25 protein-coding genes and 1 pseudogene are annotated in these 24,275 nt (G+C 63.4%); 11 read left to right on the top strand and 15 right to left on the bottom strand.

The genetic code is table 11. The features are described from left to right. Positions 1 to 85: 85 nt before the first annotated feature. Positions 86 to 814, top strand: a complete 729-nt coding sequence (msrA, locus tag LHFGNBLO_RS08265) for a peptide-methionine (S)-S-oxide reductase MsrA (RefSeq protein WP_258605772.1) — start codon at positions 86 to 88, stop codon at positions 812 to 814. 146 nt (positions 815 to 960) lie between these two features. Here msrA and LHFGNBLO_RS08270 read toward each other — a convergent pair. From LHFGNBLO_RS08270 to LHFGNBLO_RS08280, 3 genes and pseudogenes are all read right to left on the bottom strand, one after another. Continuing rightward, positions 961 to 1,245: pseudogene (locus LHFGNBLO_RS08270) on the bottom strand (GIY-YIG nuclease family protein); the annotation flags it as partial. A 174-nt stretch (positions 1,246 to 1,419) separates the two neighbouring features. Next, the gene (locus LHFGNBLO_RS08275; protein ID WP_258605774.1) at positions 1,420 to 2,424 is read right to left on the bottom strand and encodes a cytochrome d ubiquinol oxidase subunit II; all 1,005 of its coding nucleotides are present in this window, start codon (positions 2,422 to 2,424) and stop codon (positions 1,420 to 1,422) included. 10 nt (positions 2,425 to 2,434) lie between these two features. Beyond that, positions 2,435 to 3,793 carry a cytochrome ubiquinol oxidase subunit I gene (locus tag LHFGNBLO_RS08280; RefSeq protein ID WP_258605776.1) on the bottom strand — a complete coding sequence of 453 codons (1,359 nt, stop codon included), beginning with the start codon at positions 3,791 to 3,793 and terminating at the stop codon, positions 2,435 to 2,437. Positions 3,794 to 4,025: 232 nt separating this feature from the next. Between LHFGNBLO_RS08280 and LHFGNBLO_RS08285 the strand changes: the two genes are divergently transcribed. Together LHFGNBLO_RS08285 and LHFGNBLO_RS08290 are read left to right on the top strand one after the other, a co-directional pair. Beyond that, complete coding sequence (locus LHFGNBLO_RS08285) at positions 4,026 to 4,952, top strand: ABC transporter ATP-binding protein (RefSeq protein ID WP_258605778.1); 927 nt, start codon at positions 4,026 to 4,028, stop codon at positions 4,950 to 4,952. After that, on the top strand, positions 4,949 to 5,710 hold the full coding sequence (locus LHFGNBLO_RS08290) for an ABC transporter permease (protein WP_258605780.1): 762 nt from the start codon (positions 4,949 to 4,951) through the stop codon (positions 5,708 to 5,710). Before LHFGNBLO_RS08285 ends, LHFGNBLO_RS08290 begins: the two co-directional genes overlap by 4 nt. Before the next feature lie 12 nt (positions 5,711 to 5,722). Here the strand turns inward: LHFGNBLO_RS08290 and LHFGNBLO_RS08295 are convergent, their stop codons facing one another. From LHFGNBLO_RS08295 to LHFGNBLO_RS08305, 3 genes are all read right to left on the bottom strand, one after another. Continuing rightward, positions 5,723 to 6,760: a phosphatidylglycerol lysyltransferase domain-containing protein gene (locus LHFGNBLO_RS08295; RefSeq protein WP_258605782.1), complete on the bottom strand. Its 1,038-nt coding sequence runs from the start codon at positions 6,758 to 6,760 to the stop codon at positions 5,723 to 5,725. 183 nt (positions 6,761 to 6,943) lie between these two features. Continuing rightward, on the bottom strand, positions 6,944 to 7,168 hold the full coding sequence (locus LHFGNBLO_RS08300) for a hypothetical protein (protein WP_258605784.1): 225 nt from the start codon (positions 7,166 to 7,168) through the stop codon (positions 6,944 to 6,946). Positions 7,169 to 7,309: 141 nt separating this feature from the next. Beyond that, the gene (locus LHFGNBLO_RS08305) at positions 7,310 to 9,313 is read right to left on the bottom strand and encodes a PhoX family protein (RefSeq protein ID WP_258605786.1); all 2,004 of its coding nucleotides are present in this window, start codon (positions 9,311 to 9,313) and stop codon (positions 7,310 to 7,312) included. Positions 9,314 to 9,517: 204 nt separating this feature from the next. Between LHFGNBLO_RS08305 and LHFGNBLO_RS08310 the strand changes: the two genes are divergently transcribed. The 4 genes from LHFGNBLO_RS08310 to LHFGNBLO_RS08325 all read left to right on the top strand — a co-directional run bounded on the left by LHFGNBLO_RS08310 (position 9,518) and on the right by LHFGNBLO_RS08325 (position 12,907). Then, complete coding sequence (locus LHFGNBLO_RS08310; protein ID WP_258609653.1) at positions 9,518 to 9,856, top strand: hypothetical protein; 339 nt, start codon at positions 9,518 to 9,520, stop codon at positions 9,854 to 9,856. 19 nt (positions 9,857 to 9,875) lie between these two features. Continuing rightward, entirely contained in the window at positions 9,876 to 10,592 is a 717-nt protein-coding gene (locus LHFGNBLO_RS08315; protein ID WP_258609654.1) for a phosphatase PAP2 family protein, read from the top strand. 256 nt (positions 10,593 to 10,848) lie between these two features. Beyond that, positions 10,849 to 11,106 (top strand): helix-turn-helix domain-containing protein, encoded by a 258-nt coding sequence (locus LHFGNBLO_RS08320; protein ID WP_258605788.1) that lies wholly within the window; start codon positions 10,849 to 10,851, stop codon positions 11,104 to 11,106. A gap of 91 nt (positions 11,107 to 11,197) precedes the next feature. Next, complete coding sequence (locus tag LHFGNBLO_RS08325) at positions 11,198 to 12,907, top strand: SulP family inorganic anion transporter (RefSeq protein ID WP_258605790.1); 1,710 nt, start codon at positions 11,198 to 11,200, stop codon at positions 12,905 to 12,907. 27 nt (positions 12,908 to 12,934) lie between these two features. Here LHFGNBLO_RS08325 and LHFGNBLO_RS08330 read toward each other — a convergent pair whose 3' ends face one another. Next, on the bottom strand, positions 12,935 to 13,582 hold the full coding sequence (locus LHFGNBLO_RS08330) for a glutathione S-transferase family protein (protein WP_258605792.1): 648 nt from the start codon (positions 13,580 to 13,582) through the stop codon (positions 12,935 to 12,937). Between the two features lie 288 nt (positions 13,583 to 13,870). Between LHFGNBLO_RS08330 and LHFGNBLO_RS08335 the strand changes: the two genes are divergently transcribed. After that, positions 13,871 to 15,019: an amidohydrolase gene (locus LHFGNBLO_RS08335; RefSeq protein ID WP_258605794.1), complete on the top strand. Its 1,149-nt coding sequence runs from the start codon at positions 13,871 to 13,873 to the stop codon at positions 15,017 to 15,019. A gap of 63 nt (positions 15,020 to 15,082) precedes the next feature. On the opposite strand, the gene LHFGNBLO_RS08340 is transcribed toward LHFGNBLO_RS08335, so the two are convergent. From LHFGNBLO_RS08340 to LHFGNBLO_RS08355, 3 genes are all read right to left on the bottom strand, one after another. Beyond that, entirely contained in the window at positions 15,083 to 16,009 is a 927-nt protein-coding gene (locus tag LHFGNBLO_RS08340; RefSeq protein WP_258605796.1) for a DMT family transporter, read from the bottom strand. A 123-nt stretch (positions 16,010 to 16,132) separates the two neighbouring features. Continuing rightward, a complete protein-coding gene (locus tag LHFGNBLO_RS08345) occupies positions 16,133 to 16,732 on the bottom strand; it encodes a DNA-3-methyladenine glycosylase (RefSeq protein WP_258605798.1) in 600 nt (199 codons plus the stop codon). A 115-nt stretch (positions 16,733 to 16,847) separates the two neighbouring features. Further along, complete coding sequence (locus LHFGNBLO_RS08355) at positions 16,848 to 17,867, bottom strand: LLM class flavin-dependent oxidoreductase (protein WP_258605800.1); 1,020 nt, start codon at positions 17,865 to 17,867, stop codon at positions 16,848 to 16,850. 188 nt (positions 17,868 to 18,055) lie between these two features. Here LHFGNBLO_RS08355 and LHFGNBLO_RS08360 point away from each other — a divergent pair, with 188 nt between their 5' ends. After that, a complete protein-coding gene (locus tag LHFGNBLO_RS08360) occupies positions 18,056 to 18,544 on the top strand; it encodes a VOC family protein (RefSeq protein WP_258605802.1) in 489 nt (162 codons plus the stop codon). 17 nt (positions 18,545 to 18,561) lie between these two features. Here LHFGNBLO_RS08360 and LHFGNBLO_RS08365 read toward each other — a convergent pair whose 3' ends face one another. Then, entirely contained in the window at positions 18,562 to 19,422 is an 861-nt protein-coding gene (locus LHFGNBLO_RS08365) for an SMP-30/gluconolactonase/LRE family protein (protein WP_258605804.1), read from the bottom strand. A 113-nt stretch (positions 19,423 to 19,535) separates the two neighbouring features. Here LHFGNBLO_RS08365 and LHFGNBLO_RS08370 point away from each other — a divergent pair, with 113 nt between their 5' ends. After that, complete coding sequence (locus LHFGNBLO_RS08370) at positions 19,536 to 20,330, top strand: helix-turn-helix domain-containing protein (RefSeq protein WP_258605805.1); 795 nt, start codon at positions 19,536 to 19,538, stop codon at positions 20,328 to 20,330. 5 nt (positions 20,331 to 20,335) lie between these two features. Here the strand turns inward: LHFGNBLO_RS08370 and LHFGNBLO_RS08375 are convergent, their stop codons facing one another. Continuing rightward, positions 20,336 to 20,986, bottom strand: a complete 651-nt coding sequence (locus LHFGNBLO_RS08375) for a DUF6622 family protein (RefSeq protein WP_258605807.1) — start codon at positions 20,984 to 20,986, stop codon at positions 20,336 to 20,338. A 129-nt stretch (positions 20,987 to 21,115) separates the two neighbouring features. Here LHFGNBLO_RS08375 and LHFGNBLO_RS08380 point away from each other — a divergent pair, with 129 nt between their 5' ends. After that, positions 21,116 to 21,961: a LytTR family DNA-binding domain-containing protein gene (locus tag LHFGNBLO_RS08380; RefSeq protein WP_258605809.1), complete on the top strand. Its 846-nt coding sequence runs from the start codon at positions 21,116 to 21,118 to the stop codon at positions 21,959 to 21,961. 3 nt (positions 21,962 to 21,964) lie between these two features. Here the strand turns inward: LHFGNBLO_RS08380 and LHFGNBLO_RS08385 are convergent, their stop codons facing one another. Genes LHFGNBLO_RS08385 through LHFGNBLO_RS08395 form a run of 3 tightly spaced genes read right to left on the bottom strand, consistent with a single transcriptional unit; the run spans position 21,965 to position 24,229 of the window. Then, a complete protein-coding gene (locus LHFGNBLO_RS08385; protein WP_258605811.1) occupies positions 21,965 to 22,771 on the bottom strand; it encodes a lipo-like protein in 807 nt (268 codons plus the stop codon). 49 nt (positions 22,772 to 22,820) lie between these two features. Next, entirely contained in the window at positions 22,821 to 23,759 is a 939-nt protein-coding gene (locus LHFGNBLO_RS08390; protein WP_258605813.1) for a CHAD domain-containing protein, read from the bottom strand. After that, positions 23,756 to 24,229: a CYTH domain-containing protein gene (locus LHFGNBLO_RS08395; RefSeq protein ID WP_258605814.1), complete on the bottom strand. Its 474-nt coding sequence runs from the start codon at positions 24,227 to 24,229 to the stop codon at positions 23,756 to 23,758. Before LHFGNBLO_RS08395 ends, LHFGNBLO_RS08390 begins: the two co-directional genes overlap by 4 nt. Positions 24,230 to 24,275: the final 46 nt, after the last annotated feature.

Consider the following 24,275-nt stretch of genomic DNA (forward strand, 5'->3'; position numbering starts at 1 on the left):
AGTGTGGGTAGGACCGGCGCACGGCAAAGTGACACGCCGGCGCCCCTATATGTCGTATAGTCAAACACCATTTGGGAGATCAGACATGACCGGATCCGCAAAACGATCGGCAAGCTTTGCCAAGGGCGCGCTTGCAGCCCTCATCCTGGCGGCGGCGGGTGCTGCCTTCTGGCAGAGCCCTGCGATCTCGGCCGAGGATGCGGTGGTGATCCCGCCGCCGGCGATCGACGAGAAGGCCTCCAGCGGCACCGAAAAGGCGATCTTTGCCGGCGGCTGCTTCTGGGGCGTGCAGGGGGTGTTCCAGCACGTCAAGGGCGTGACCAGCGCTGTCTCCGGCTATGCCGGCGGGACCAAGGACACCGCGGTCTACGAGACTGTCGGCAGCGGCCGCACCGGCCATGCCGAAGCCGTCGAGATCACCTATGAGCCGTCCAAGATCACCTATGGCCAGCTGCTGCAGGTGTATTTCTCGGTGGCGCACAACCCGACGCAGCTGAACTACCAGGGCCCGGACAGGGGCACGCAGTATCGCTCGACGATCTTTGCCGAAAACGACGCGCAAAAGAAGATCGCCGAGAGCTACATCGCCCAGCTCGACCAGGCCAAGGTGTTCGCCAAGCCGATCGTGACCACGCTGGAGACGGGGAAAACCTTCTACCAGGCCGAGGACTACCACCAGGACTTTTTGACCCTGAACCCGACCTATCCCTACATCGTCTACAACGACCTGCCCAAGGTGGCGAATTTGAAGCAGCTGTTTCCGACGCTGTATAGCGACAAGCCGGTGCTGGTGCTGGCGGCGAACAAGAGCTGATGTGGAAAAGTGGGGACGGGCAGCGATGCCCTCCCTCCCTTCGTCATCCTAGGGCGGAGCAAGGAGCGAAGCGACGCGGCGCAGACCCTAGGATCCATGCCGTGACAGTGGCGCAGTGCTCCGGCCGTGCAAGAAACCGCGCGCCACCAACCCGTTCCACGAAAGAGCTCAAACCACTCCGGATTGGCCTTTTCGATTGCCTCGATCTTCCATTGCCGCGGCCAGCGCTTCAATGACTTCTCGCGCTGGATGGCATCGGTGATGTCGAAATATTCCTCGTACCAGACCAGCCGCTGTACATTGTAGCGACTGGTGAAACGTGAGCCCTGGCCGGCCTTGTGCTCCGGCATTCGACGGCCGAGATCGTTGGTGACGCCGATATAGATCGTGCCACGCTTCTGGCTTGCGGTCATATAGACGTAGCCGGTCATGGGTTCAGTGGTAGCGAGCGTAGGTGAGCGTACAAGCGTAATTCTGATCCGTTGCATTCTAGGGCAAATGTCACGGCATGGATCCTAGGGTCTGCGCCGCGTCGCTTCGCTCCTTGCTCCGCCCTAGGATGACGAAGGCACGGTAGCTGCCGCCACTTTCACCCCCGCCATCCCTCAATCATACGTCAAATCCGTCGCCTTGCCGCCGAAGACGCGGTAGGCATAGAACGAATAGAAGATGATGACCGGCAGCACGACGACCGTGCCGGCCAGGATGATGGCGAGGCTTTCGGGCGCTGCGGCGGCCTGCCAGATGGTCAGCTTGTCGGGCACGACGAAGGGGTAGAACGACCAGGCCAGGCCGGCAAAGCCGAGCGTGAAGATGGCGGCCAGCGTCAGGAACGGCGTCAGCGCGCCACGATCGTTCGGCTTCGGCAGATGGAAGGTCTGCCGCCACAGCCAGGCGAACAGCACCGCCGACAGGATCGGCAGCGGCGACAGATAGAGCATTTCAGGCCAGAGGAACCATTTGTCGAAGATGCGCGGGCTGGCAAAGGGCGTGGCCAGCGAGACGGCCGCCATGCCGAGTGCAGCCACCACCAGCGCCGTGCGCAGCCAAAGCACCGCCTTCTTCTGCAATTCGCCTTCGGTCTTGTAGATGACCCAGGCCGCGCCCATCGCCGCATAGGCCGCGGCAAGGCAGAACGCCACCAGCGCGCCGAAGGCCATGCCGCCCAGTCCGACATCAAGGCCGAGCACATAGACGCCGAGCATATAGCCCTGCGCCAGGGAGGCGATGATCGAACCGAGGAAGAAGATGCGGTTCCAGCGGTGCTTCTTGCCGGCCGGCACCTTGGCGCGAAAATCGAAGGCGACGCCGCGCAGGATGAGCCCGACCAAAAGCACGAAGACCGGAATGTAGAGCGCGGTGAGGATGGTGCCGTGTGCCTGCGGGAAGGCGACCAGCAGCAGACCGACAGCCAGCACCAGCCAGGTCTCGTTGGCGTCCCAGAACGGACCGATGGCCGCGATCATCGTATCCTGCTCGGCATCGTCGGCGAAAGAAAACAGGATGCCGATGCCGAGGTCGAAGCCGTCCAGCACAACGTAGATCAGGATGGCGAGGCCCATCAGGCCGGCGAAGATCAGGGGGAGCAAGGTCGGCCAGTCGAGGGTCATTGCCAGTCTCCTACTTGGCCGCCGGTTGCGACAGCGCTGCGTTCATCACGCCGGGCAGAGGCGAGATGTCACCCTCCTTGGCCGCCTTCAGCGCCAGATGCACCAGCACACCGAGATAGGCGATCAGAAGCAACAGATAGAGGATGAGATAGACGGCAAGCGTGAACGCGACATGGCTGCCGGCGACCGGGCCGACGGCATCGGCGGTCTTCAGCACGCCGGTGACCAGCCAGGGCTGGCGGCCGATCTCGGTGGTGTACCAGCCGGCAAGCGTCGCCAGCCAGCCGGACAGCGCCATCGGCACCATCAGCAGCGCCAACGGTTTTGGCAGGCTGTGGCGGCGCTTGAGGAAAAAGGTCGCCGACCACGAGACGATGAGCATCAGAATGCCGGTGCCGACCATGATGCGAAAGCCCCAGAACACCGGGAAGACCGGCGGGTGGTTGCCGAGATAATCGTTCAGCCCCGGCACGATGCCATCGGTGCTGTGTCGCAGCACGAGGCTGGCGCCGTCGGGGATGGCGAGCTCAAACCTGTTTTCCCTCGCCGCCTCGTCGGGAAGCGCGAAGAGGACCAGCGGCACGTGCGGGCCGGTGTTCCAGTTGGCCTCCATGGCGGCGATCTTCTGCGGCTGATGCTCCAGCGTGTTGAGGCCGTGCTGGTCGCCGGCAAAGATCTGGATCGGGATCAGGATCGCGGCGGTGAAGACGCCGGTGCGCAGCGCCTTCCACATCGATTCCGAGCGGTCGCCGGTGAGATAGCGCAGCGCCGAGAGGCCGGCGATCAGGAAGGAGACGGTCAGACCGGAGGCAAGCAGCATATGGACGAGCCGGTAGGGCATGGACGGGTTGAAGACGATCGCCCACCAGTCGACGGCGTGCGCCACGCCGTCGCGCATCTCGAAGCCGGCCGGTGTCTGCATCCACGAGTTCAACGCGATGATCCAGAAGGCGGAGACGGTGGTGCCGCCGGCGACCAGCACGGTCGCCAGCGTGTGGATGCGGTTGGAGACGCGGCGGAAACCGAACAGCATGATGCCGAGGAAGGCCGCCTCGAGGAAGAAGGCGGTGAGGATCTCGTAGGCAAGCAGCGGCCCGGCAATGTTGCCGACCTTCTGCATATAGCCTGGCCAGTTGGTGCCGAACTGGAAGCTCATGGTGACGCCGGTAACCACGCCCATGGCAAACGACAGTGCGAACACCTTCACCCAGGTGAAATAGGCGCGCATCCAGGCGGAGTCGCCGGTCGCGTTGTAACGCAGCTTGAAGAACAGCAGCACCCAGCCAAGCGCAATGGTGATGGTTGGAAACAGTATGTGGAACGAGATGTTCGCGCCGAACTGGATGCGCGACAGGATGAGCGGGTCCATAGCGGGCTCCGGCTGCTGCTATGTCTTAGACAATAAGGCCGAAGCCCGGTCCGGTCAAAGCGGCGTGGGGTCACGCGGGGCGCGTTGTCGCAGCACATCGTGGCAAAGCGTCAGCTATCGGGTGGCAGCGTTTGTCCAGAACTGTCAGGAGCGGCATTGACTTCCGGTTGCGCGCACCGACATTCAGCGCATTACCTCAACCTCCCTCCTTTTGAAGCAGCCGTTTTCAGCCATGCCATCCATCATTTCCATTTCCGGGGTCACCAAGACCTATGCCACCGGCTTCAAGGCGCTCAAGGAAATCAACCTCGACATCGAGCGTGGCGAGATCTTTGCGCTGCTCGGGCCGAACGGCGCCGGCAAGACGACGCTGATCTCGATCGTCTGCGGCATCGTCAACCGCTCGTCGGGCACGGTGACCGTCGACGGCCACGACATCGGCAAGGACTATCGCGCCGCGCGCAGCCTGATCGGGCTGGTGCCGCAGGAGCTGACCATCGACGCCTTCGAGAGCGTGTGGACGACCGTCAGCTACAGCCGCGGCCTGTTCGGCAAGCCGGCTAACCCGGCTTTCGTCGAGAAGGTGCTGCGGGATCTGTCGCTATGGGACAAGAAGGACGCCAAGGCGATCACGCTGTCCGGCGGCATGAAACGCCGGCTGATGATCGCCAAGGCGCTGTCGCACGAGCCAAGGGTGCTGTTCCTCGACGAACCGACCGCCGGCGTCGACGTCGAACTGCGCCAGGACATGTGGGAGATGGTGCGCCAGCTGCGCGAGGACGGCGTCACCATCATCCTGACCACGCACTATATCGAGGAGGCCGAGGCGATGGCCGACCGCGTCGGCGTCATCAACGGCGGCGAGATCATCCTGGTCGAGGACAAGGCCGAACTGATGCGCAAGCTCGGCCGCAAGCGGCTGGTGGTGGAACTGCGCAGCTCGCTCACCGCCGTTCCGGAGAATTTTTCGCGTTATGCGCTGGAACTTTCGCCGGACGGCGATCAGCTGACCTACACCTATGACAACCAGAGTGACCGGCCGGGTGTCGCCTCGCTGCTGCGCGACCTCGAGGCTGCCGGCATCCAGTTCCGCGACATCGACACGCAAAACAGCTCGCTCGAGGAGATCTTCGTCAATCTGGTGAGGAGAGAGCCATGAACCTGCGCGCAGTCTGGGCAATCTACCGGGTTGAGATGGCGCGCGCCTTGCGCACCGTGCTTCAGAGCATCGTCTCGCCGGTGATTTCGACATCGCTTTATTTCGTCGTTTTCGGCTCGGCCATCGGCTCGCGCATCACCGAGATCGACGGCATCAGCTACGGCGCCTTCATCGTGCCGGGGCTGATTATGCTGTCGCTGCTGACGCAGTCGATCTCCAACGCCTCCTTCGCCATCTATTTCCCGAAATTCGTCGGCTCGATCTACGAACTCTTGTCGGCGCCGGTGTCCTATCTGGAGATCGTCATTGCCTATGTCGGCGGTGCGGCAACCAAGTCGATCATCCTCGGGCTGATCATCCTGGCGACGGCCTCGCTTTTCGTGCCGCTGACCATCCTGCATCCGTTCTGGATGCTGGCCTTCCTGGTGCTGACGGCGGTGACCTTCAGCCTGTTCGGCTTCATCATCGGCATCTGGGCGAAGAGCTTCGAGCAGCTGCAGCTGGTGCCGTTGCTGATCATCACGCCGCTGACCTTCCTTGGCGGCAGCTTCTATTCGATCAACATGCTGCCCGAATTCTGGCGCACGGTGACGCTGTTCAACCCGGTCGTCTACCTGATCAGCGGGTTTCGCTGGAGCTTTTACGGCAAGTCCGATGTTTCGATCAGCGTCAGCCTCGGCATGACCGTCGCCTTTCTGGCTATTTGCGTGGCGATCGTGGCGTGGATTTTCAAAACCGGCTACCGGCTGCGCAACTGACGGGCGAAAGCTTCAGACAGCCTTGACCAAGCGAATCAGACCCAGCATCTCGAGGAACGTGCCCCTGCGGAAGGCGATATAGGTCGGCTCCTCGACACCATGGAAGCGGCGCTTGAATGCCGCCTGGCCCTGCAGGTTGAACCTGCGGCGATTGACCCATGGCGACTCATAGGTGCGTTGGAAGGTACTGCGCCAGAAGCAGCTCTCGGGAAATCCGCTCGGCCCGATGTCGAGCATCGGCGACAGGCCGAGGGTGACGACCGACATGCCTTGCTCGCGGAAGCGGTCGACGGCGAATTTGGTCAGGCCGATCTCGGCATGCGGCGGGGCATCGATATGCTTGCGCTTGAAGGCGGTGGTGTAGCCGATCACCTTGCCGTCTCTGAACAGCGGATCGAAGTCTAGCAGGGCGACGAGATCTCCCCCGGGACCGTGCAGGACGAAGCGGCGCATGTCGACGCCAAGATGCTCGGCGAAGGGGCGGTTGAGGAAGGCCATTTCCCAACGCTTGACGATGCGGTCACCGCGCCAGTTCTCGGAAAGCCTGGCAATCTCGTCGAGGAAGATCGTGCGGGTGTCCTCGGCCAGGGAAAACCCCTTCTTCAGCAGCCAGCGCTCGGAATAGCGGACGGTTTCGTTGCGCTTTCCGGAAAAATCATGGGCGGGCAAGACCAGTCGCGTGTCCACGCCGAGTCGGTTGACCTGGTACCCAAGCCCGGCCAATACGCGTGCTGTCTGTTCGCCGATCTGCACGAACCAGGGGCTGCCGGCGGCCTCGACAAAGCGTCTGATGTAGTCGGGCCGATCAGGCGGATGGACCACCGGGTCGCCGAGCGCGAAATGGTACTTCAACTTGGTGCCGAAGGCGATGTAGCCGTCAGCGTCACCGAAGTAAGACAGCTTTTGCTGGGCGGCGGTCGAGTAGGCGAGGGAAAAGTCGCCGTGCCGACGCACCAGCGCCAAGCGCTCGACATGCGTCAATTCCTGCCGCGGAACATTGGGCGCGGCGCCCTCGAGCAGCTGGTCGAAATAGATGCGCAAGGAGGGCATGGTCGAACTTCCGCGTGCCGACAAACAGGAGGCCCCCAAGCCCACGAGCGCCCCGAATCAATCGCATTGACGCGACCTGATTATCGATCATATCGCGCAAGTGCCATATAGAGTGCAATCGGCGCCGCGCTATTGCCCCGTCGCGAAAGTATCCCAAGTCTGCTCCCATCGGCGCTGAAGGCATCAGGCCGATTTCGGTTCGAGACGACGGAAACCGACGGCTTCCATCAGCATATCCTCTTCGACCATGCCGGCATTGTGCAAGGCGAACAGGGTCAGGGCGAGTTCGCGCGCCTCAGTCGAATCTGGGTGCGCCTCGCGTTGGCGGCAGGCTTCATCGAACACGCGCTGCAACATGGCAACGTCGGCAGGTTTGAGCAGGCCACGGTCATAAACGGATTTTGGCATGGCGGTCTCCTGATGATGACCTAGGGCGCCATGTTTAAATTGCCAATCTTTCCCGAGGCTTGAATGGTTTCAGCGCAAAAAGGAGGGCTTCGGAAAGCCGAAATCCCTCCTTCGGACTGCCAATTCGGCACCCCGCCCGTGTCAGACCGCGATCTTGCCGCCACCCTGTCTGGTGATGGCGACGACCGCCGGCCGTACCGGCATGTCCGGCTTGAAGTCGGGCCAGCGGGTCGACAGATCCTCATAATAGGAGGGACGGCCAAAGGCCTCCCAGTCTTCGCCACCATCGCCCGGATGCTGGACGGCGACGAAAGCGGTCTGATCGTCCGGCGTGAACAGCGGGCCGCACATCTCGGCGCCGATCGGCACGCGGAAGAACAGCTTTGAGGTAGCCCGCGCGGCCCCTTCCGTGTCGACCGCCCACAGGCCGTCGGTGCGGCCGGCGGCCTTCGGCCCCAGGCCGTCAGTGGCGACCCACAGGCGGCCGGCCGAATCGAGGGCGCAACTGTCCGGCATGCCGAACCAGCCATTGGCGGTGGTTGCGGTCGAGAAGGTGGCGCCGACTTCGGCCACTGCGGGATCGCCGCATTTCAGCAGCACTTCCCACTTGCCCTTGGCGGCGGCAAAGTCGCCACCGTCCTCTGATATCTCGATGATGTGGCCAAAGGCGTTTTCGGCACGCGGGTTGGCGGCGTCGACCTGATCGGCCTTGCGCTTCGAATTGTTGGTCAGCATGACATAGACCTTGCCGTTGGCGGCGTTGGGCTGGATGTCTTCGGGGCGGTCCATCTTGGTGGCGCCGAGCAAGTCGGCGGCACGGCGCGTCTCGATCAGCACGTCGGCCTGGCTGGCAAAACCATTCTCGGTCGTCAACGGACCTTGGCCAAAGACGATCGGCAGCCATTCGATGGAGCCGTCCTCGGCGAATTGGGCGACATGCAGCGTGCCATCGTCGAGCAGGTCCATGTTGGCGGCGCGGTCGTTCGGGTTGAACGTGCCCGTGGTGACGAATTTGTAGACATAGTCGAAGCGTTCGTCGTCACCGAGATAGAAGACGACATGGCCGTCCTTGGCGACGATCGATTCGGCGCCCTCATGCTTGAAGCGGCCCATGGCGGTGCGCTTCCGCGGCATCGAGGTCGGATCGTTGACGTCGACCTCGACGATCCAGCCAAAGCGATTGGCCTCGTTCGGCTCCTTGGCGAGATCGAAACGGTCGTAATGCGCGCCCCACTCATAGGCGCCCTCCGGGATGCCGAGGCGCTTGTAGTTGGCGGCTTCCTTGTGGTCGGCCGGCAGTTCACCGGAGAAGTAGCCGTGGATGTTTTCCTCCGCCATGACATAGGTGCCCCAGGGCGTGACGCCGCCGGCGCAGTTGTTGATGGTGCCGATGACCTTGGTGCCGGACGGGTCAGCATTGGTCTTGACGCGGTCGTGGCCGGCGACAGGGCCGGACAGCGCCATTTCGGTGTTGGAGGTGATGCGGCGGTTGAGCTTGCCGTCGCGCACGACCTGCCATTTGCCTGATACCTTGCGGATCTCGACGATGGTGCCGCCATGCGCTGCCATCTCGACATCGACCTGTTCCTTGCTGAGCGGTGCCACTTCGAGCGCCTCGCTGCCGTCCTTTTCGACGATCCTGACGATGCCCGGAAACATCAGATGCGGGTTGGTATATTCGTGGTTGACCACCAGCAGACCGTGCTCGGCCGAGCCGTCGATCGGGATATAGCCGACATAATCATTGTTGTAGCCGAACTGCTTTGCTTGTGCCTCCGCCGACTGTTTTGTCGGATCGAAGTCCGGCGAGTCGGCAAACAACGGATCGCCCCAGCGCAGCAGCACGTCGGCGTCGTAGCCCGGTGCGACGTGATGCGTGTCGTCGATGCCAGCTTCAAGTTCGTCGAAGGAGAAGGCCGAACCCTCGGCGGCGCGGGCGTTGTCGGCGGCGACCAGAGCCAGCGGGCTGACGGTGGCGGCGATGACCGAGACGGCCAGCGAACCTTTCAGGAAACCGCGGCGCGAGAACCGTGCGGCGATGATCTCGCCCATGGTGCGGTTGTCGGTGGCATTGGCGCCTGGCCCATCGCTTTCCTCGAGCAGGCTGGTGCGGAAATGAGTGTCTGGGGAATGATGTCCGGTCATGGGCTTGCCTCTGGCTTCGTGGGATGGCTGGAGCATGTTGCCTGACCGACCGCGTAAAGCCGGCGGATCACAGCTTGATGACGAAGCCAGCCAATTTCCACACTGATTTGATGCCGGCGATCGGCCCGGCTTGACCACGACCGGCGCTTCGGAAACAACGTCTGCGAAACGCGCGGCGAAGGCCGCATCATGAGGGGCAAGAAATTGAGTTTCTGGGGACTGGTGCAGCTCGGCATTTCGACGGTGATCTTTCTGCTGGCAGCGACGGCGGCGAAGCAATGGGGGCTGTCGCCAAGCCTCGGCAAGATCGTTCTGACACTGGCGCTGTATTCGCTGGGCAATCTGGTCATGCTGCGGTTGATCCGGGAATTCGGCATGTCGGTGTCGTTCAGCCTATCGGCGGTCATCCAGCTTGTATCGGTGAATGTGGTGGCGCTGGTCTTTTTCGGCGAGCGCGTCAATGCCTTGCAGGCGACCGGTATCGTGCTCGCGATCGGGGCGGTGGCGCTGATCACGCTCGGGCCCTATCTGCAAGGTCGATGATGCGACGGTCTGCCTGATGATAAAGAAAACCGCAAGCACACTGGCCAACTGGATCGAATTCCCGGTGCTGCTGGCCGGCCTGGTCATCGCCGCCGGGCTGTGGGCGTTCGAGGAACTGATGGAGGTGGCGCGCGCCACCACGCCGCACGCCTTCGACACCGAAATCCTGCTCGCCTTCCGCAAGGCAGGCCAGCCCGACAGCCCGATCGGCCCGCTCTGGCTGGAAGGGGCGATGCGCGACATCACCAGCCTTGGCAGCGGCAGCGTGCTGGTGCTGATCGTAGCGGCGGTGATCGTCTATCTCCTGCTGATCCGCAGGCCGGCGACCGCCCTTTTCATCTTCGTGGCGGTGGCCGGTGGTCAGGTGCTGTCGAGCCTGCTGAAAGCCGGCATCGACCGGCCGCGCCCCGAACTCGTCTCGCATCTCGTCAACGAGACGACGCTGTCCTTTCCGAGCGGCCACGCCATGCTGTCGGCAGTGACCTATCTGACGCTTGGCGCGCTGGCATCACGCTTCCTGCATGGGCGAACGACAAAGATCTACGTGCTGGCGCTGGCGGTGCTGACGACGTTACTGGTCGGCATCAGCCGCATCTATCTCGGCGTCCACTGGCCGTCGGACGTGCTGGCCGGCTGGTGTGCCGGCTTCACATGGGCGATACTGTGCTGGCTCACTGCCCGGGCGTGGCAGCGATGGCGCGGGCAGGCCTACGGTGACAGCGAGACTGAAGATTAATCAGCCGGTTGATCAGTCCGTGTCCGCAGCCTGCCAGCAGGAAAACCGCCGACAGCAAGGCTGCCGATGACATCAAGGCCCTGGAAATCTTCACCTGCATCTCCCGTCAATGACGATCAACAAGCATGCTTGTCTTGTTCCCCGCCATCCGGCTCCCCGAGAGTGATCATGTTTCAAACATGCATAATAATGCTTGAAACATCACCATGATTGTATTATACGTTGATACCGCAGACTCAGACGGGGATTTTGGCCGATGATCACTGCCGCGCAGATGCGCGCCGCGAGGGCGCTGGCCGGCGTCGATCAGAAGACGCTCGCCGAGCGCGCCGGGGTTTCGCTTCCGACCATCCAACGCATGGAAGCAAGCGACGGCGTGGTCAGGGGCGTGGTGGATACGCTGATGAAGGTCATCCAGGCACTCGACGAGGCCGGGGTGGAGCTGATCAGCGAAAACCAGGCCAGCGAGCGCGGTGGCAGGGGCGTACGCCTCAAGCAGACGGCGCCGCGTTAAACCCTCCGCCGAGTCGGCAGACATAAGTCGCGACGCGACCGCCGACGTTCCTGCCGACGATCCCGCCGCCTTCACGGAGCGGAAGGCATTCATGGACCAGAGCCGTAGGGCAAGCCGGCATCCGGCGCGGCCGACATTTTCCGAACTGTTCACGCCGAAGCTGGTGACGGTCTGGCGCGAGGGTTACCACCTGGCGCAGTTCAAGGCCGACTTCATGGCCGGACTGACCGTCGCCATCGTGGCGCTGCCGCTGTCGATGGCGATCGCGATTGCGTCGGGGGTGACGCCGGAGCGCGGCCTGTTCACGGCCATCATCGGCGGTTTCATCGTCTCGGCACTCGGCGGCAGCCGTTTCCAGATCGGCGGCCCGGCCGGCGCCTTCATCGTGCTGGTGGCGGCGACGGTGCAGCGCGAAGGCGTCGACGGACTGCTCCTGGCAACGATGATGTCGGGCGTCTTCCTGCTCGCCATCGGCTATCTCAGGCTCGGCACCTACATCAAATTCATCCCCTACCCGGTGACGGTCGGTTTCACCGCCGGCATCGCCATCATCATCTTCTCCGGCCAGATCGTCGAATTGTTCGGGCTGAAGCTGACGGGCACCGAACCCGGGCCGCTGCTGCCGAAGCTGATGGCGATCAGCGAGGCGGCCGGCACGCTGAACATATCGGCGACGCTGGTGGCGGCGCTGACAATCGCCACCATCGTCGGGCTGAAGCGGTGGCGGCCCGGCTGGCCGGGCATGCTGATCGCCGTCGGGCTGGCCTCGCTGGTGGTGGCGCTGCTGGCTCTGCCGGCGGAAACGATCGGCACGCGCTATGGCGGCATTCCGCGCAGCCTGCCCTTCCCGGCGCTGCCGGCGTTCAGCCTCGACAAGGCGATCGCGGTGTTGCCGGACGCTATCGCTTTCGCGCTGCTCGGCGCCATCGAATCTTTGCTGTCGGCCGTCGTCGCCGACGGCATGACGGGACGGCGACACCGCTCCAATTGCGAGCTGGTGGCGCAAGGCTTCGCCAACATCGCGTCTGCCCTGTTCGGCGGCATGTGCACCACCGGCACCATCGCCCGCACCGCCACCAATGTGCGGGCCGGCGCGCATGGGCCGGTCTCGGGCATGCTGCATTCGCTGTTCCTGCTGGTCTTCATGCTGGCGGCGGCACCGCTGGCCAGCTACATCCCGCTTGCCGCCCTTGCCGGGGTGCTGGCGGTCGTCTGCTGGAACATGTTCGAAAAACAGGCCTTCGCCACGCTGCTGCGCGCTTCGCGCGGCGACGCGCTGGTGCTGATGGCGACCTTCCTGATCGTCGTCTTCCGCGATCTCACCGAAGGCATCGTCGTCGGCTTTGCGCTCGGCTCGATCCTGTTCATCGACCGCATGGCCAAGAGCATCGCGGTGGAGGCAGACCAGTCGCTGGCGCAGGAGGATGTCGCCGACAGCACCAGCGCCTATGACGCCAGCGAGGCGAGCGATGCCGATACCGTCGTCTATCGGATTTCGGGCGCCTTCTTCTTCGGCGCCGCCTCGACCGTCGGCACAGTGCTCGACCGCATCGCCGACCAGCGCAAGAATTTCATCCTCGACTGTTCGGCGGTGCCGTTTTTCGATTCGACCGCAGCCAATGTCATCGAAGGCGCCGCCCACAAGGCAAAGCGCGCCGGCGTGCGTTTTATCATATCAGGCGCCTCGCCACAGATACGGCGCATGCTGATCAACCACGGCGTCAAGCGCCCGCTGGTGACCTACGCCGCCTCGATCCGCGACGCGCGGGCGCAGCTGAACGGGAAACGAGGGACGCAGTAGCAACCGGGGTTGCCGGCCGCTGGCCACTCAGCCAGTCAGTTGCTTGCCGGTGTTAACCGCCAATTGAGCATCGAAAGCACGCTTGTAGGCAGACCGCGCTTCGCCGCGGGCCACATAGGCGGAGAGGTTCGGATCCAGCATACCCGACGCTTTCACCCTGAGCAGCACCGACACCATCATCAGGTCGCCCGCGCTGAACGCGCCATCGAGCCAGTCGGCATCGCCAAGGTGACGGGAAAGTTGGCCCAGCCGTGTGCGGATGCGATCCTCGACGAGAGGCATGCGTTGCGCGGACCAGGGCTTGTCGCCCTCGAGGATCCTGGCGGTTACGAGTTCAAGGATCGGCGGCTCCACCGAGCTGAGCGCGGCGAACATCCATGTGATCGCGCGCGCCCGGGCATTCGCATCGTCTGGCAACAGGCCCGCATGGCGCTCCGCGATATGGAACACGATCGCCCCCGTCTCGAACAGGCCGAGATCGCCTTCTTCGTAAGTCGGAATCTGCCCAAAAGGATTAAGCGCCAGATGTGCGGGTTCCTTCATCGCCCTGAACGAAACAAGACGAACCTCGTAGGGTTGACCCACTTCTTCCAGCGCCCAGCGAACGCGCGTATCGCGCGCCAGTCCCTTGCCGCCATCTGGCGACCGTTCAAAGGCTGTGATGGTCGGGGTCATTGAAGGCTCCGGATGATTGGCATGATGCTGTCGGGCGTGATGTGCGTGATTGCGACTATGTTTTCTATTTGGTTCTTGAGCTTTGTATCCAGAGGACGAACGACCGGCGCGGCTCCCGACAACTTGCCTCGATTTCTCTGGGCCATGGGATTTCGCGGTCCGATTCTTCTGCGCGGCCGTTACCGGTGAACGACCTGAAACCCTTCCGTCGGCGAAGGTCTCAAAATGGCGCTTGGCAGAAATTCGGCTGCGCGTGCTATGAAGAATTCAGCGAAAGCGGAGAAAAACGTGACCCTGACCAATCGAGACATTGTCGAGCTTACGGCGTGGCGGCGCAAGCTGCACCAGCATCCGGAAATCTCGAATGAAGAGGAGAGGACCGCGCGGGAGGTCGTCGACTTCCTCGCCGATACAAGGCCGGACAAGGTGCTGACCGGATTGGGTGGGCACGGCGTGGCGGCGGTCTATGAAAGCGGCAAGGCGGGACCAACGGTGCTGTTTCGCTCGGAACTCGATGCGCTGCCGATCCACGAACTTTCGGGTGCGCCCCATTCATCGCTCGTGCCAGGCAAATCGCATATGTGTGGCCATGACGGACACACTGCGATCCTCGCGTCCCTTGGCCTTCAGCTTGGGCGCACGAGACCCGCTCGAGGCCGTGTCGTGCTGATGTTTCAGCCGGCGGAAGAAACGGGCAACGGAGCAGCCGGCGTCGTCGCCGATCCGCGCTTCGGCGCGATCGCGCCGGATTTCGCTTTCTCGTTGCACAATCTGCCGGGCGTACCGCTCGGCGAGGTCCGACTCAAAACGGGCGTGGTGAACTGTGCATCACGCGGCATGCGCATCGTGCTGGACGGGAAGACCGCGCATTCGTCCATGCCGGAGACCGGCGTTTCGCCCATGATGGCAATCAGCCAGCTGATGCCGGCACTGCCGGCGCTCGGGCGCGGAACCTTCGCCGACGACGACTTCAGCATGGTCACCGTCACCCATGCCACGATGGGCGAAGCCGTGTTCGGCATCGCGCCCGGTTATGCCGAGGTCTGGGCGACGCTGCGCACCCGCCGCGACGACCGTATGGCAAACCTGTGTGCTGCCGCGGAAGCGCTGGTCACGCGAATCGCCGGCGAGCATCGTTTGTCACCACGGTTCGATTATCACGAGGTGTTCGTTGCCAGCGTCAACGCACCGGAGGCGGTGGAACATCTGCGGCTGGCGCTCGATGAAGAGGGCGTCTTGCATGGAGAGGAAGGCCTGCCGATGCGCGCCTCGGAAGATTTTGGCGTGTTCGGCCACAAGGCAGCGTCGGCCATGTTCTTCCTGGGCGCAGGCGAGCGGTACCCGGCACTGCACAATCCGGACTATGACTTTCCCGACGACCTGATCCCGATTGGGTCAAAGGTATTCATGCGCACAGTGCGCAACCTTCTGGGCTAATTTCAGCTGAAGTCAGGCGGCAGCATCACAATGGCGCCGCCTGAACTCCAGGGCAGTGCTTCCTCAAACGGTCGCTTCGATTGGCTCGGCAAGCTTCGGGTTTGCGCGCGCAGCGATCAGGCAGCCGACGACGATCAGGCATCCACCTGTCAGCGTGGTCCAGGCTGCCTCCTCGTCGAAGAAAAACCAGCCAAGCGCGATCGCCCAGATGAAGGCCGAGTATTCCATTGGGATGAGATATTGCGCTTCGGCGCGGGCGTAGGCCCAACTCATCAGGAATTGGCCGGCAAGCGACAGCACCGTCACCCCAACCAAGGGAAGCCAGAGATTGCTCGGCAAGGCGACAGCGAGCCACGGCGCGGCAAGACCGAGGATGATTGCAACGAAAAGGTTCTGGAACAACATGATCTCGATTGGCTTGGCCAACAGCGCCTGTTGCCGGGCAAGGATTAGATTGTAGCCGTAGAACACCGTCGATACGAGCACCGCTGCCGTGCCAAGCAGGGCATCTTGCGAATAGCTGGCCTGCCCGAACTGGCCGGCTACTATTATCGCGACGCCAGCGATGCCGGCGATCGATGCCCAGATTGCCTGCCGCCGGATTCGTTCGCCCAGCAACAGCGCGGCGAGGAAGAGAGCGAACAAAGGCGCGACAAAGCTGAGCCCGATCGCCTCCGCCAGCGGCAGCCTGCCGAGACCCCAAAAGAAACAAATGATCGTGATGCCGACAACAGCGGCACGCAGCACATGCAGCCTCAGCACCGGGATGGTTGGCTTTGAGCGCGTCCCTCCCGACCAGGCTGCGCCCGCGATGACAGTCGCGACCATGCTGCGCCACAGCACCGTGTTGTAGACGCCCACGGCAATCACCAGGGTCTTCATTACCGCATCCATCCCGGACAACAGGAAGATAGCGAGCGCGCATGCGAGCACCGGGATCATCGGGGAAACGGCGCCGGACAGGCTGGATGTCTTCACGGCTGCATTCATTGCAGCCGGATATCTCAGAGCGAACGGCAGGACCAGATGGCAGCCCCGTCGATATGCAGGTCCAATCCCGATCGGCGCCGCGTCCGCCGCGACGACTGTGGCGGTCTCTTATTCATTAAGCGATTACTCGTTGAGCGATCTCGGACCGCTGACGAACGGGCTTCCCCTGACATAAAATCGCAGCGGGCGGTTCGCATCCTTCGAAATGCCGATCCTGATGCTCTGCCCGATCTCACCGGGTTCATAGCCATCGCGTGCGAGCCATAGAGGCCCTTGCCGGCAAAGATCGAGCCCGTCGAGCGAACGGTCAATCCGCAACGCCGCTGCGAGCCTTCCCGGTCCTCGCGCCAGGTCGCGCAAGCGCTCGACGCCGCGATTGAGCCGCATGACCGCTATGCCTTCGAGCGGCTCAAGCGCCCTGATCAGGACGCCGGTTCCGATCCCGGGCATCTCGCTCGAGACATTCAGCATGTATGAGATGCCGTAGGCGAGATAGACATAGGCGTGCCCGCGCTCGAGAAACAGCGAACGATTGCGCGGGGTCATCCCCCGGTAGCCGTGCCCGGCGGCGTCGCCGACGACATAGGCCTCTGTCTCGACAATGCGGCCGCTGACGACGCCTTCAGGCAGTTCCCGCACCACGACCTTGCCAAGGAGAGAGCGGGCGAGAGCGGCCGTATCATTCGGCAGCTGCGAACGGGCGAGCGGGCGGCGGATGACCATCCTTACGCCGGCCAGGTTTCAGGGCATCCACTCGACCCATTGCGCGCGCGAAGGCCCCGGCTCGAACGGATCGGCGAAATACTGGGTCTCGCGGGCCACCTCGCCATCGAGGAACTCACCGCCACCCCAAAGCTGGAGCGATTTGGGTCAGGATCGCTTCGATGACGTGCGCGTTGTATTCGACGCCGAGCTGGTTCGGCACGGTGAGCAGCAGCGTATCGGCTTCCGCGATCGCCTCGTCACCCTTTAGTTGCTCAATGAGGACATCCGGCTCGGCGGCATAGCTGCGTCCGAAGACGGCGAGTTTTTCGGACTCGATGTACCCGAAGTGATCCTGGCTGTCGCTGCGGCCGAAGTAGGCACGGTCGCGATCGTCCACCAGCGCGAAGATGCTGCGGCTGACGGAGACCCGCGGCTCGCGTGCATGTCCGGCTTCTTTCCAGGCGGCGCGGTACATGCGGATCTGCTCGGCCTGCTGGATGTGAAATGGTTTTCCGCTCTCGTCGAACTTGAGGGTGGAACTCTGCAAGTTCATCCCCAGTTTCGCGGCCCATTGCGCCGTGGCGTTGGTGGCGGCACCCCACCAGATCCGCTCGCGAAGCCCTTCCGAATGGGGTTCGAGACGCAGCAGCCCAGGCGGGTTCGGAAACATCGGCTGCGGGTTGGGTTGCGCGAAGCCCTTTCCCTGCAGCACGTCGAGGAACACGTTTGTGTGGCGACGGGCCATGTCGGCGTCGCTCTCTCCTTCCGTCGGTGCATAGCCAAAGTAGCGCCATCCCTCGATGACCTGCTCAGGCGAGCCACGACTAATGCCGAGTTGGAGGCGCCCGCCGGCAATCAGATCGGCCGCACCCGCGTCCTCGGCCATGTAGAGTGGGTTCTCATACCGCATATCGATCACGGCCGTGCCAATCTCGATGCGGCTGGTCTTGGCGCCGATCGCAGCCAGAAGCGGGAACGGCGAGCTGAGTTGGCGGGCGAAGTGATGCACGCGGAAATACGCTCCATCCGCGCCAAGTTCTTCGGCGGCGACGGCCAGATCGATGGATTGCAGCAGCGTGTCGGATGCAGACCGTGTCTGCGATTGCTGCGAGGGCGTCCAATGTCCGAATGACAGAAAACCGATTTTCTTCATGAAATGAGCCGCGTTAGCGTTGGGGTCAGTGTCATCTAATGACGCAACTGTCGATTCGCCAGCAACACAGCGGTTGGCTTCGCTGCGCGGCTGGTTTCCAGGTTGAGAAAGACGGGCGGCGACCTATTTCGCAAGAGCGGAAGAGACTCAGGGATGAGATTTTGGCTCTAAATCGAGAGGAACACGCAATGCCAAAGAACACGATTTGCGTCTGGTACGACAAGGAGGCCGAGGCTGCGGCCCACTTCTACGCCAAAACCTTTCCCGATAGCGCTGTGGGTGCCATCCACCGTGCACCCAGTGACTTTCCGTCCGGCAAGCAGGGCGACGTATTGGTTGTCGAATTCACAGTTGCCGGCATTCCTTGTATCGGCCTAAACGGCGGTTCCGCTTTCAAACAGAGCGAGGCCTTCTCGTTCCAGATCGCCACCGACGACCAGCAAGAGACCGACCGCTACTGGAATGCCATCGTCGGCAATGGTGGCGAGGAGAGTGCGTGCGGCTGGTGCAAGGACAAATGGGGTGTGTCCTGGCAAATCACGCCGCGCACACTGACCGAGGCGATGGCGGCCGGCGGCGACGAAGCCAAGCGCGCGTTCGATGCGATGATGGACATGAAGAAGATCGACGTCGCAGCGATCGACGCGGCGCGGCGTGGCAAGAGTCATCGGCTCTGAGGCGCCGGTTGTCGTTCTCAGTCGAGCGTCAGCGCGGCAACCTCGCCTTCGTTCATCAGCGGCACATAGATGGTCGACTTGCCGTCGGTGCCGATGTCGGCGCTGCCCGGCCTGAAACTCGCGACCACCTCCGGCTTGCCGCCGGCTGTGTAGCGGTAGAGCGTGCCGGTCACGTAGGCGGTGGCGTAGATGCTGTCGCCGATCGCGACGACGCCGTCGAGGTCGGCGAATTTTTGCGCGCCGGGCAATTGCGAAACCGCCTTGGTGGCGAGGTCGACCGCAAGCAGGCCGCCCGGCTCCGCAGTGCTGAAGTCTGACTTGATGCCCTTGCCCCAGGAGGCGACGATCAGCCTGTTGCCATCGGCAAAGACGCCGTTGGGCGAAGCAAGAACCGCGTTCTTCACGAACAGTTCCGGTGTTTCGCCATCGATGCGGTAGATCGCGTCGGCCAGCATGTCGCTGACATAGACCTTGCCGGACGCATCGGCAGTCATATCGTTGAGGAAGACTGCGTTCGGCACGTCGATGGTCGAGACGAGTCTGCCGCTGGCGAGATCGACGACGCGGACTTTGGTGATGTCGGCGACATAGAGCCTGCCGCCGGAGATCGCCATGCCCTTGGGCGCGTCCATGCCGTCGGTCCAATGCCGGGTGACCACCTTACCGTCCAGCGACAGGACCGACAGATAGCCGTTGCCGTCGGCTTCGCCAGGATTGCCGACGATGTTGGAGACGATGATGCGCTTTCCGGCCGCGTCGAAGAGCGCCGATTCCGGCTGCTCGAAGCCAGAAGCACGCCAGATTTCGCCGGCCTGGGCAGCAGGCGCTGCCGCGATGCCGATGACGGCGAGAAGTATTGAGGTGATGAGGGTCTTCATGGCTGGTCTCCTGTATTGATGGCGGAGAGCTAGACATTTCGATACTTTTGCGGAGGGCTGATTGCCGCTAGTATCGAATATCGATACGAAATCGCGCAAAAGAGGTGCATCCCATGAATGGTCTGATCTTCGAGGCGCTGAAGCGGACGCTGAAGGCGAAGGGGGTGACCTATCGCGCGCTGGCCGAGCGCATGGGCGTTTCCGAGCCGACGGTGAAGCGCATCTTTCACGAGCGCAACTGCAAGCTCGACCGGCTGATGGAGATTTGCTCGGCAGCCGGCGTCGAGCTGGAAAACGTGCTCGGCTCGATGAGCCGGGGGCCGGGGCCGGCCAACCGGGTTGCGCCGGAAATCGAGCGCAAGCTCGCCGGCCGGCCGGCGCTGCTGTTCGTCTTCATCATGCTGTCGGAGAAATTCACCCCGGAAGGCATCATGCGCTCGCACGGCTTGAGCGAAGCCTCTATGTTCCTCTATCTGCGCGACCTCGAGGAGCTGGGGCTCGTTACGATCGGTAGCGGCCTGTCGGCCAGGCTGCTGGTCGAGACGCCGATCCAGTGGAATTTCGATGGGCCGCTGACGCCGCTGTTCGAGATGACCAACAAGAACTTCATCGGCTGGGCGATCACGCATCTGGAGCAGGAGGCGACCTTCGTCAGTTTTTCCAGGCGGATGCGGCCGGAGACGGCGGAGATGGTGCGGCGCGAGGCGGAGGAGCTGGCGGAGCGCGCCAAGCTGCTGGCCCATCATGACCAGCACACGACGCCCGAAGACGGGCTCACCGGCTACAAATGGACCTTTGCGTTTGGTGCGACGCCATTTGAGGCGATCATGCCGATCGGGCCGCACCCGAGGGATGCCGGCGCGCGACCCGCCGTGTCTGCAAAGGGACGGCGGTCGCTGCCGGCATAGTCGGGTCACCGAGCCGCGGCGCGAAAAACCCCTGACGGAAGCAGGCCGATGGTGCGGGCAATCATCATTGCCGCCAGGAAGCCCGACAGGAGCGCACTCGCCAGCACGAAGCCGGTGACTTGAGCCAGAGCTGGATCCACGCCGAGGGCAACACCCTTGGCGTAACGGATGACAATGATGGCCACGATGATAGCCAGCGGCACCCAGTCGCCCTGCAGCGCCAACCGGCCATCGTCTAGCAATCTGGCCGGGCGGCGGCGCGCCACGGCAATGCCGGCCACCGTGCCCGCCACCGCGCCGCAGGCGAAGCCGAGCAGGCCGCCGGCGGAGATGCCGGACGAAAGCAGATTGTAGAGCACCAGGCCGGCGATCAGCGCCGGTATGATGAACAGGCGCGACGGCGCCACGACACGGTCCCTGGTGCGGCTCCAGCCGACGAACAGACCGTAGGCGATCAATGGCCAGACCCAGAGCGGCGTGTGGGAAAGGATGTCCATGATACCGGGACCGCTACCGGCCGCATCGGCAGCCAGCGCAACACCGTTCGACGCCAGCGTGAGGCCGGCGGCAAGCAAAAGCGTCGTCGTCTTGCCAAGGGTTCGGATTGTCCGAGTGGTTTGGGTGAACTGGGTGGCCTGGGCGAGGTGAAGAGACATTGCGAAAACTCCGTCTGCGGTTGAAGGGTTGCCGGCGGCGCGGTATCGCTTGGCGCTGCGGTTTACCGGCACCATGCAAAGCTGGCGGCGCAGCAGCAAACGCGTCTTCGGGAAGGAACGAACGGCTACGTGAAAGACACGCTGTTGCATCTCACGCTTCGCGAAATGCAGGCGCTGCTGTTTTCGCCGCGCTTCTGGGGCGTGATTCTGGTGGTCTCGCTTGTGCTTGGCATCACCGGTCCGTTCGGCACCTATGAGCAGCTCGATCTCATGCCGCGGCTCGCCTACTGGCTGGCGCTGGCGCTCGCCACTTTTGCCGTCGGCTATCTCTCTATCAAGCTGACGCTCGGCGCCCTGCTCGGCGCCAAGGGAACGCGGCCGCTGCGCAGCGCGATTGCGGGCATTGCCGCCGGCGTGCCGGTGGCGCTGGTCGTGCTTGCGTTTAACCTGGCGCTGTTCGGCGGCCCGGTTCCGCACGCCGCCGATATCGCCATGCTGTTCATCAATTGCAGCCTGATCGCTGCGGCAATCTCCTTCCTGTCGACGCTGGCCAGCAGCGGGCCGTCACGCGAAGCGACCCCTGGCGCCGCGCCGCCTCTCGCGCAGACCGATGAGGAGCAAGCAACCGCCGACCACGTTTCGCCAGCGCCGTCGCAGGCGATGCGGCCGCCGCTGATTGACCGGCTGCCGCATGCCGCCCGTGGCAAGCTCGCCTATCTCTCGATGCAGGACCACTATGTCGAAGTGCATACCGACAAGGGGACGACGCTGATCCTGATGCGGCTTGCCGATGCCATCCGCGAGGCCGGCGAGGTTGCCGGGCTGCAGATCCATCGCTCGCATTGGGTGGCGCTGGATGTGGTGACCGGCAGCCGGCGCAAGGACGGCAAGCTGTTCCTGAAGCTGGCCGACGATGCCTTGCTTCCGGTCAGCCGCTCCCATGCCGATGCCGTGCGCAGAGCGGGGCTCGTCTGAGAGCTACTCGGCGGCTTTCGCCTGTGCATCGGCAGCCTTGTCGTCCCATGTCACCGCCCGGTAGTCGAAACCATACTCCAGCGTCGGCTTGACGATGCGGAAGAACGGCGACAGGTCGAAGTCACGCGGCGTGTAGAGCGAGTGGTGGCGAATGTGCAGGATCTCCCGGCGCATGTAGCTCGACTGCGCCGAGGCGCGGCCGGGCGCGCGGGTGATCTCGGGCAGGATCGGATAGCGGATCTGGCCATAGGCTTCGGCAATCAGCGTCGAGCAGATGGCCCGCGTCGGATCACCGGAACCGAATGCCAGCAGACGGCGGCGCCAACGCACCGGCACCGGCGGCGTCGGCAGGAAGAAGCGCAGCATGTCGAAGATGTTCTTGAGATCGTATCTCAGGCCGAGCTTGCCGATCATGAAGGCGACGACCTTGTTGCGGTCTTCCGGCGTCAACCCGCTCGCCCGGCAGATGCGGGTGTTGTAGGTGCGGTAGCGTGACAGCGGCACGGCGACACAGCCTTCGCCGAGCGTGACCTCGATCAGGCGCCGCCGCTCCGATCCGTCCTCCGGTTCGGGCAAGGCATCGCCGATATAGAAGGCCGCATGCGACCAGGTCGACTGGGTCAGGTATTTGATCACCGCCGAGATTTTCTGGTTGCCCTCGATGAGCAGGATGTCGCCGGGCTCCAGCGCGCGGCGTAGCGTTTCGGCGTCGGACGGCGTGTACGGCTCATAGCCCGAGGATTCGTCCTGCAGCCGGCCGGCAAGCCAGCGGCCAAGGCGGTCGAGAAGCGTGTCGGCGGGCGCGGTCATCGTAAATGGCGATTAGCACGGACGGGCGGCGGGACGCCAGTCGCAGCCGTCATCCGGCGGATGCGCCTGCGTCTTCCTGCTGGCCGGCCAGATCGTCGCGCACCTTGCGCGCGAGTTTCCTCGTCGACCGCTTGGGGCTGTCGCCGAACAACTGGGCAGCCTCGGCGAGACAGGTCTTTTTCAGGCTTTTTTCCGAGCGCTTCAAAAGCTTGCCCAGAAGCCGCGTTTCTTCTGGGGCGCCAAGCGGCCGATCGTCGGCTTCGAGCAGCGCGCGCATGACGAACACATCGTGCAGTTCGCCCAGCCGTTCGCCCAGTTCGTCGACCGCCTTGCGTCGGCTCTTGATCGGCGTCGGCCACAGCCTGCCGAGCAGCGACAGGTGCATGCCATGGGTCTTCGCCGCCTTGCGCAGATCGTGGAAGTCGTCGGCTTTGCCGCGCGATCCGGCCTTGTCCAGCGCTTTTCTGGCACGACGCAAGGCGACGCGGGCGCCTTCGGCAAGCACGTCGGCGGCCTGTTCCGGCTGGTAGGGCAAGGCAAGCGTCTCGATCCTGCCGATACCTTCTTCGCAAGCGGCAATCGCGGCCCTTATCGCGGCGTCGAGACCGGCTCCCTCATGCAGTTCGTGCTGGCGCGCAACAAGCCTGTCGCGCACGCTATCGAGGCCGCCGCCGGCACTGTGTACCGGGAAGGCGGCCGCCAGCCGATCGATCGTCTCGACCAGCGCGGTCGCCTCGCGCGGACCGGCAAGCAAGGCTGCCACCTGACGATAGCACTGATTTTCGGTGTTGCAGAATGTTTCGTCTCCGGAACGAACAAGGCGCAGCAAGGCGCGGGCACTCTTCAACCGTTTGCGGCATTTGTGCAGTGCCTGTTCCGGCCGGTCGCGCGCCGCGTCCAGATGGACGAGCGCCTTGCCAACCTCCTCAGTGAGGATGCGCCTGACCTCGCCGGTCAACGGCTGGCGCGGATCGATACGAAAACTCATGCGGCGATCTCCGGAATCCCCCCAAGGGCGAGCGACGCGTTGTAGAACCTCTGCTCGCCGGTGACTTCGCGGCCGAGCCAATCAGGCAGCATTTCGTCCGGCACGTCCTCCGGCGTCTCGAGCTCGGCGACCACCAGACCGCTAAGCATCCCGCTGAAGACATCGACTTCATAGAGATAGCCGCGGTGCCTAACATGGTGGCGTGTCTTCTCGATGACATGTCCGATGGCGAAGGCCAGCATCTCCTGCGCCTCGGCAAGCGGGATCGGATACTCATATTCGTCGCGTTCGCGGGCCCTGCTGCCGAATTTGAGCGTCAGCATTGCCGAGGCGCCGTCGCTGATGCGCACGCGCACCGAGCGGCCGGGCGCGGCGGCAAGGTAGAACTGGCGAATGCGGATATCCGCTTCGACCAGATCCTTCCATTCCGCATTGGAGACCAGGAACTTGCGCTCGACTTCCTTGCCCATGGCCGCGCACTAAAGCGCGCGGGAGAAGACATGGCAAGTCGAGAAA

The organism is Mesorhizobium sp. AR10 (assembly GCF_024746795.1).
GTDB lineage: Bacteria > Pseudomonadota > Alphaproteobacteria > Rhizobiales > Rhizobiaceae > Mesorhizobium.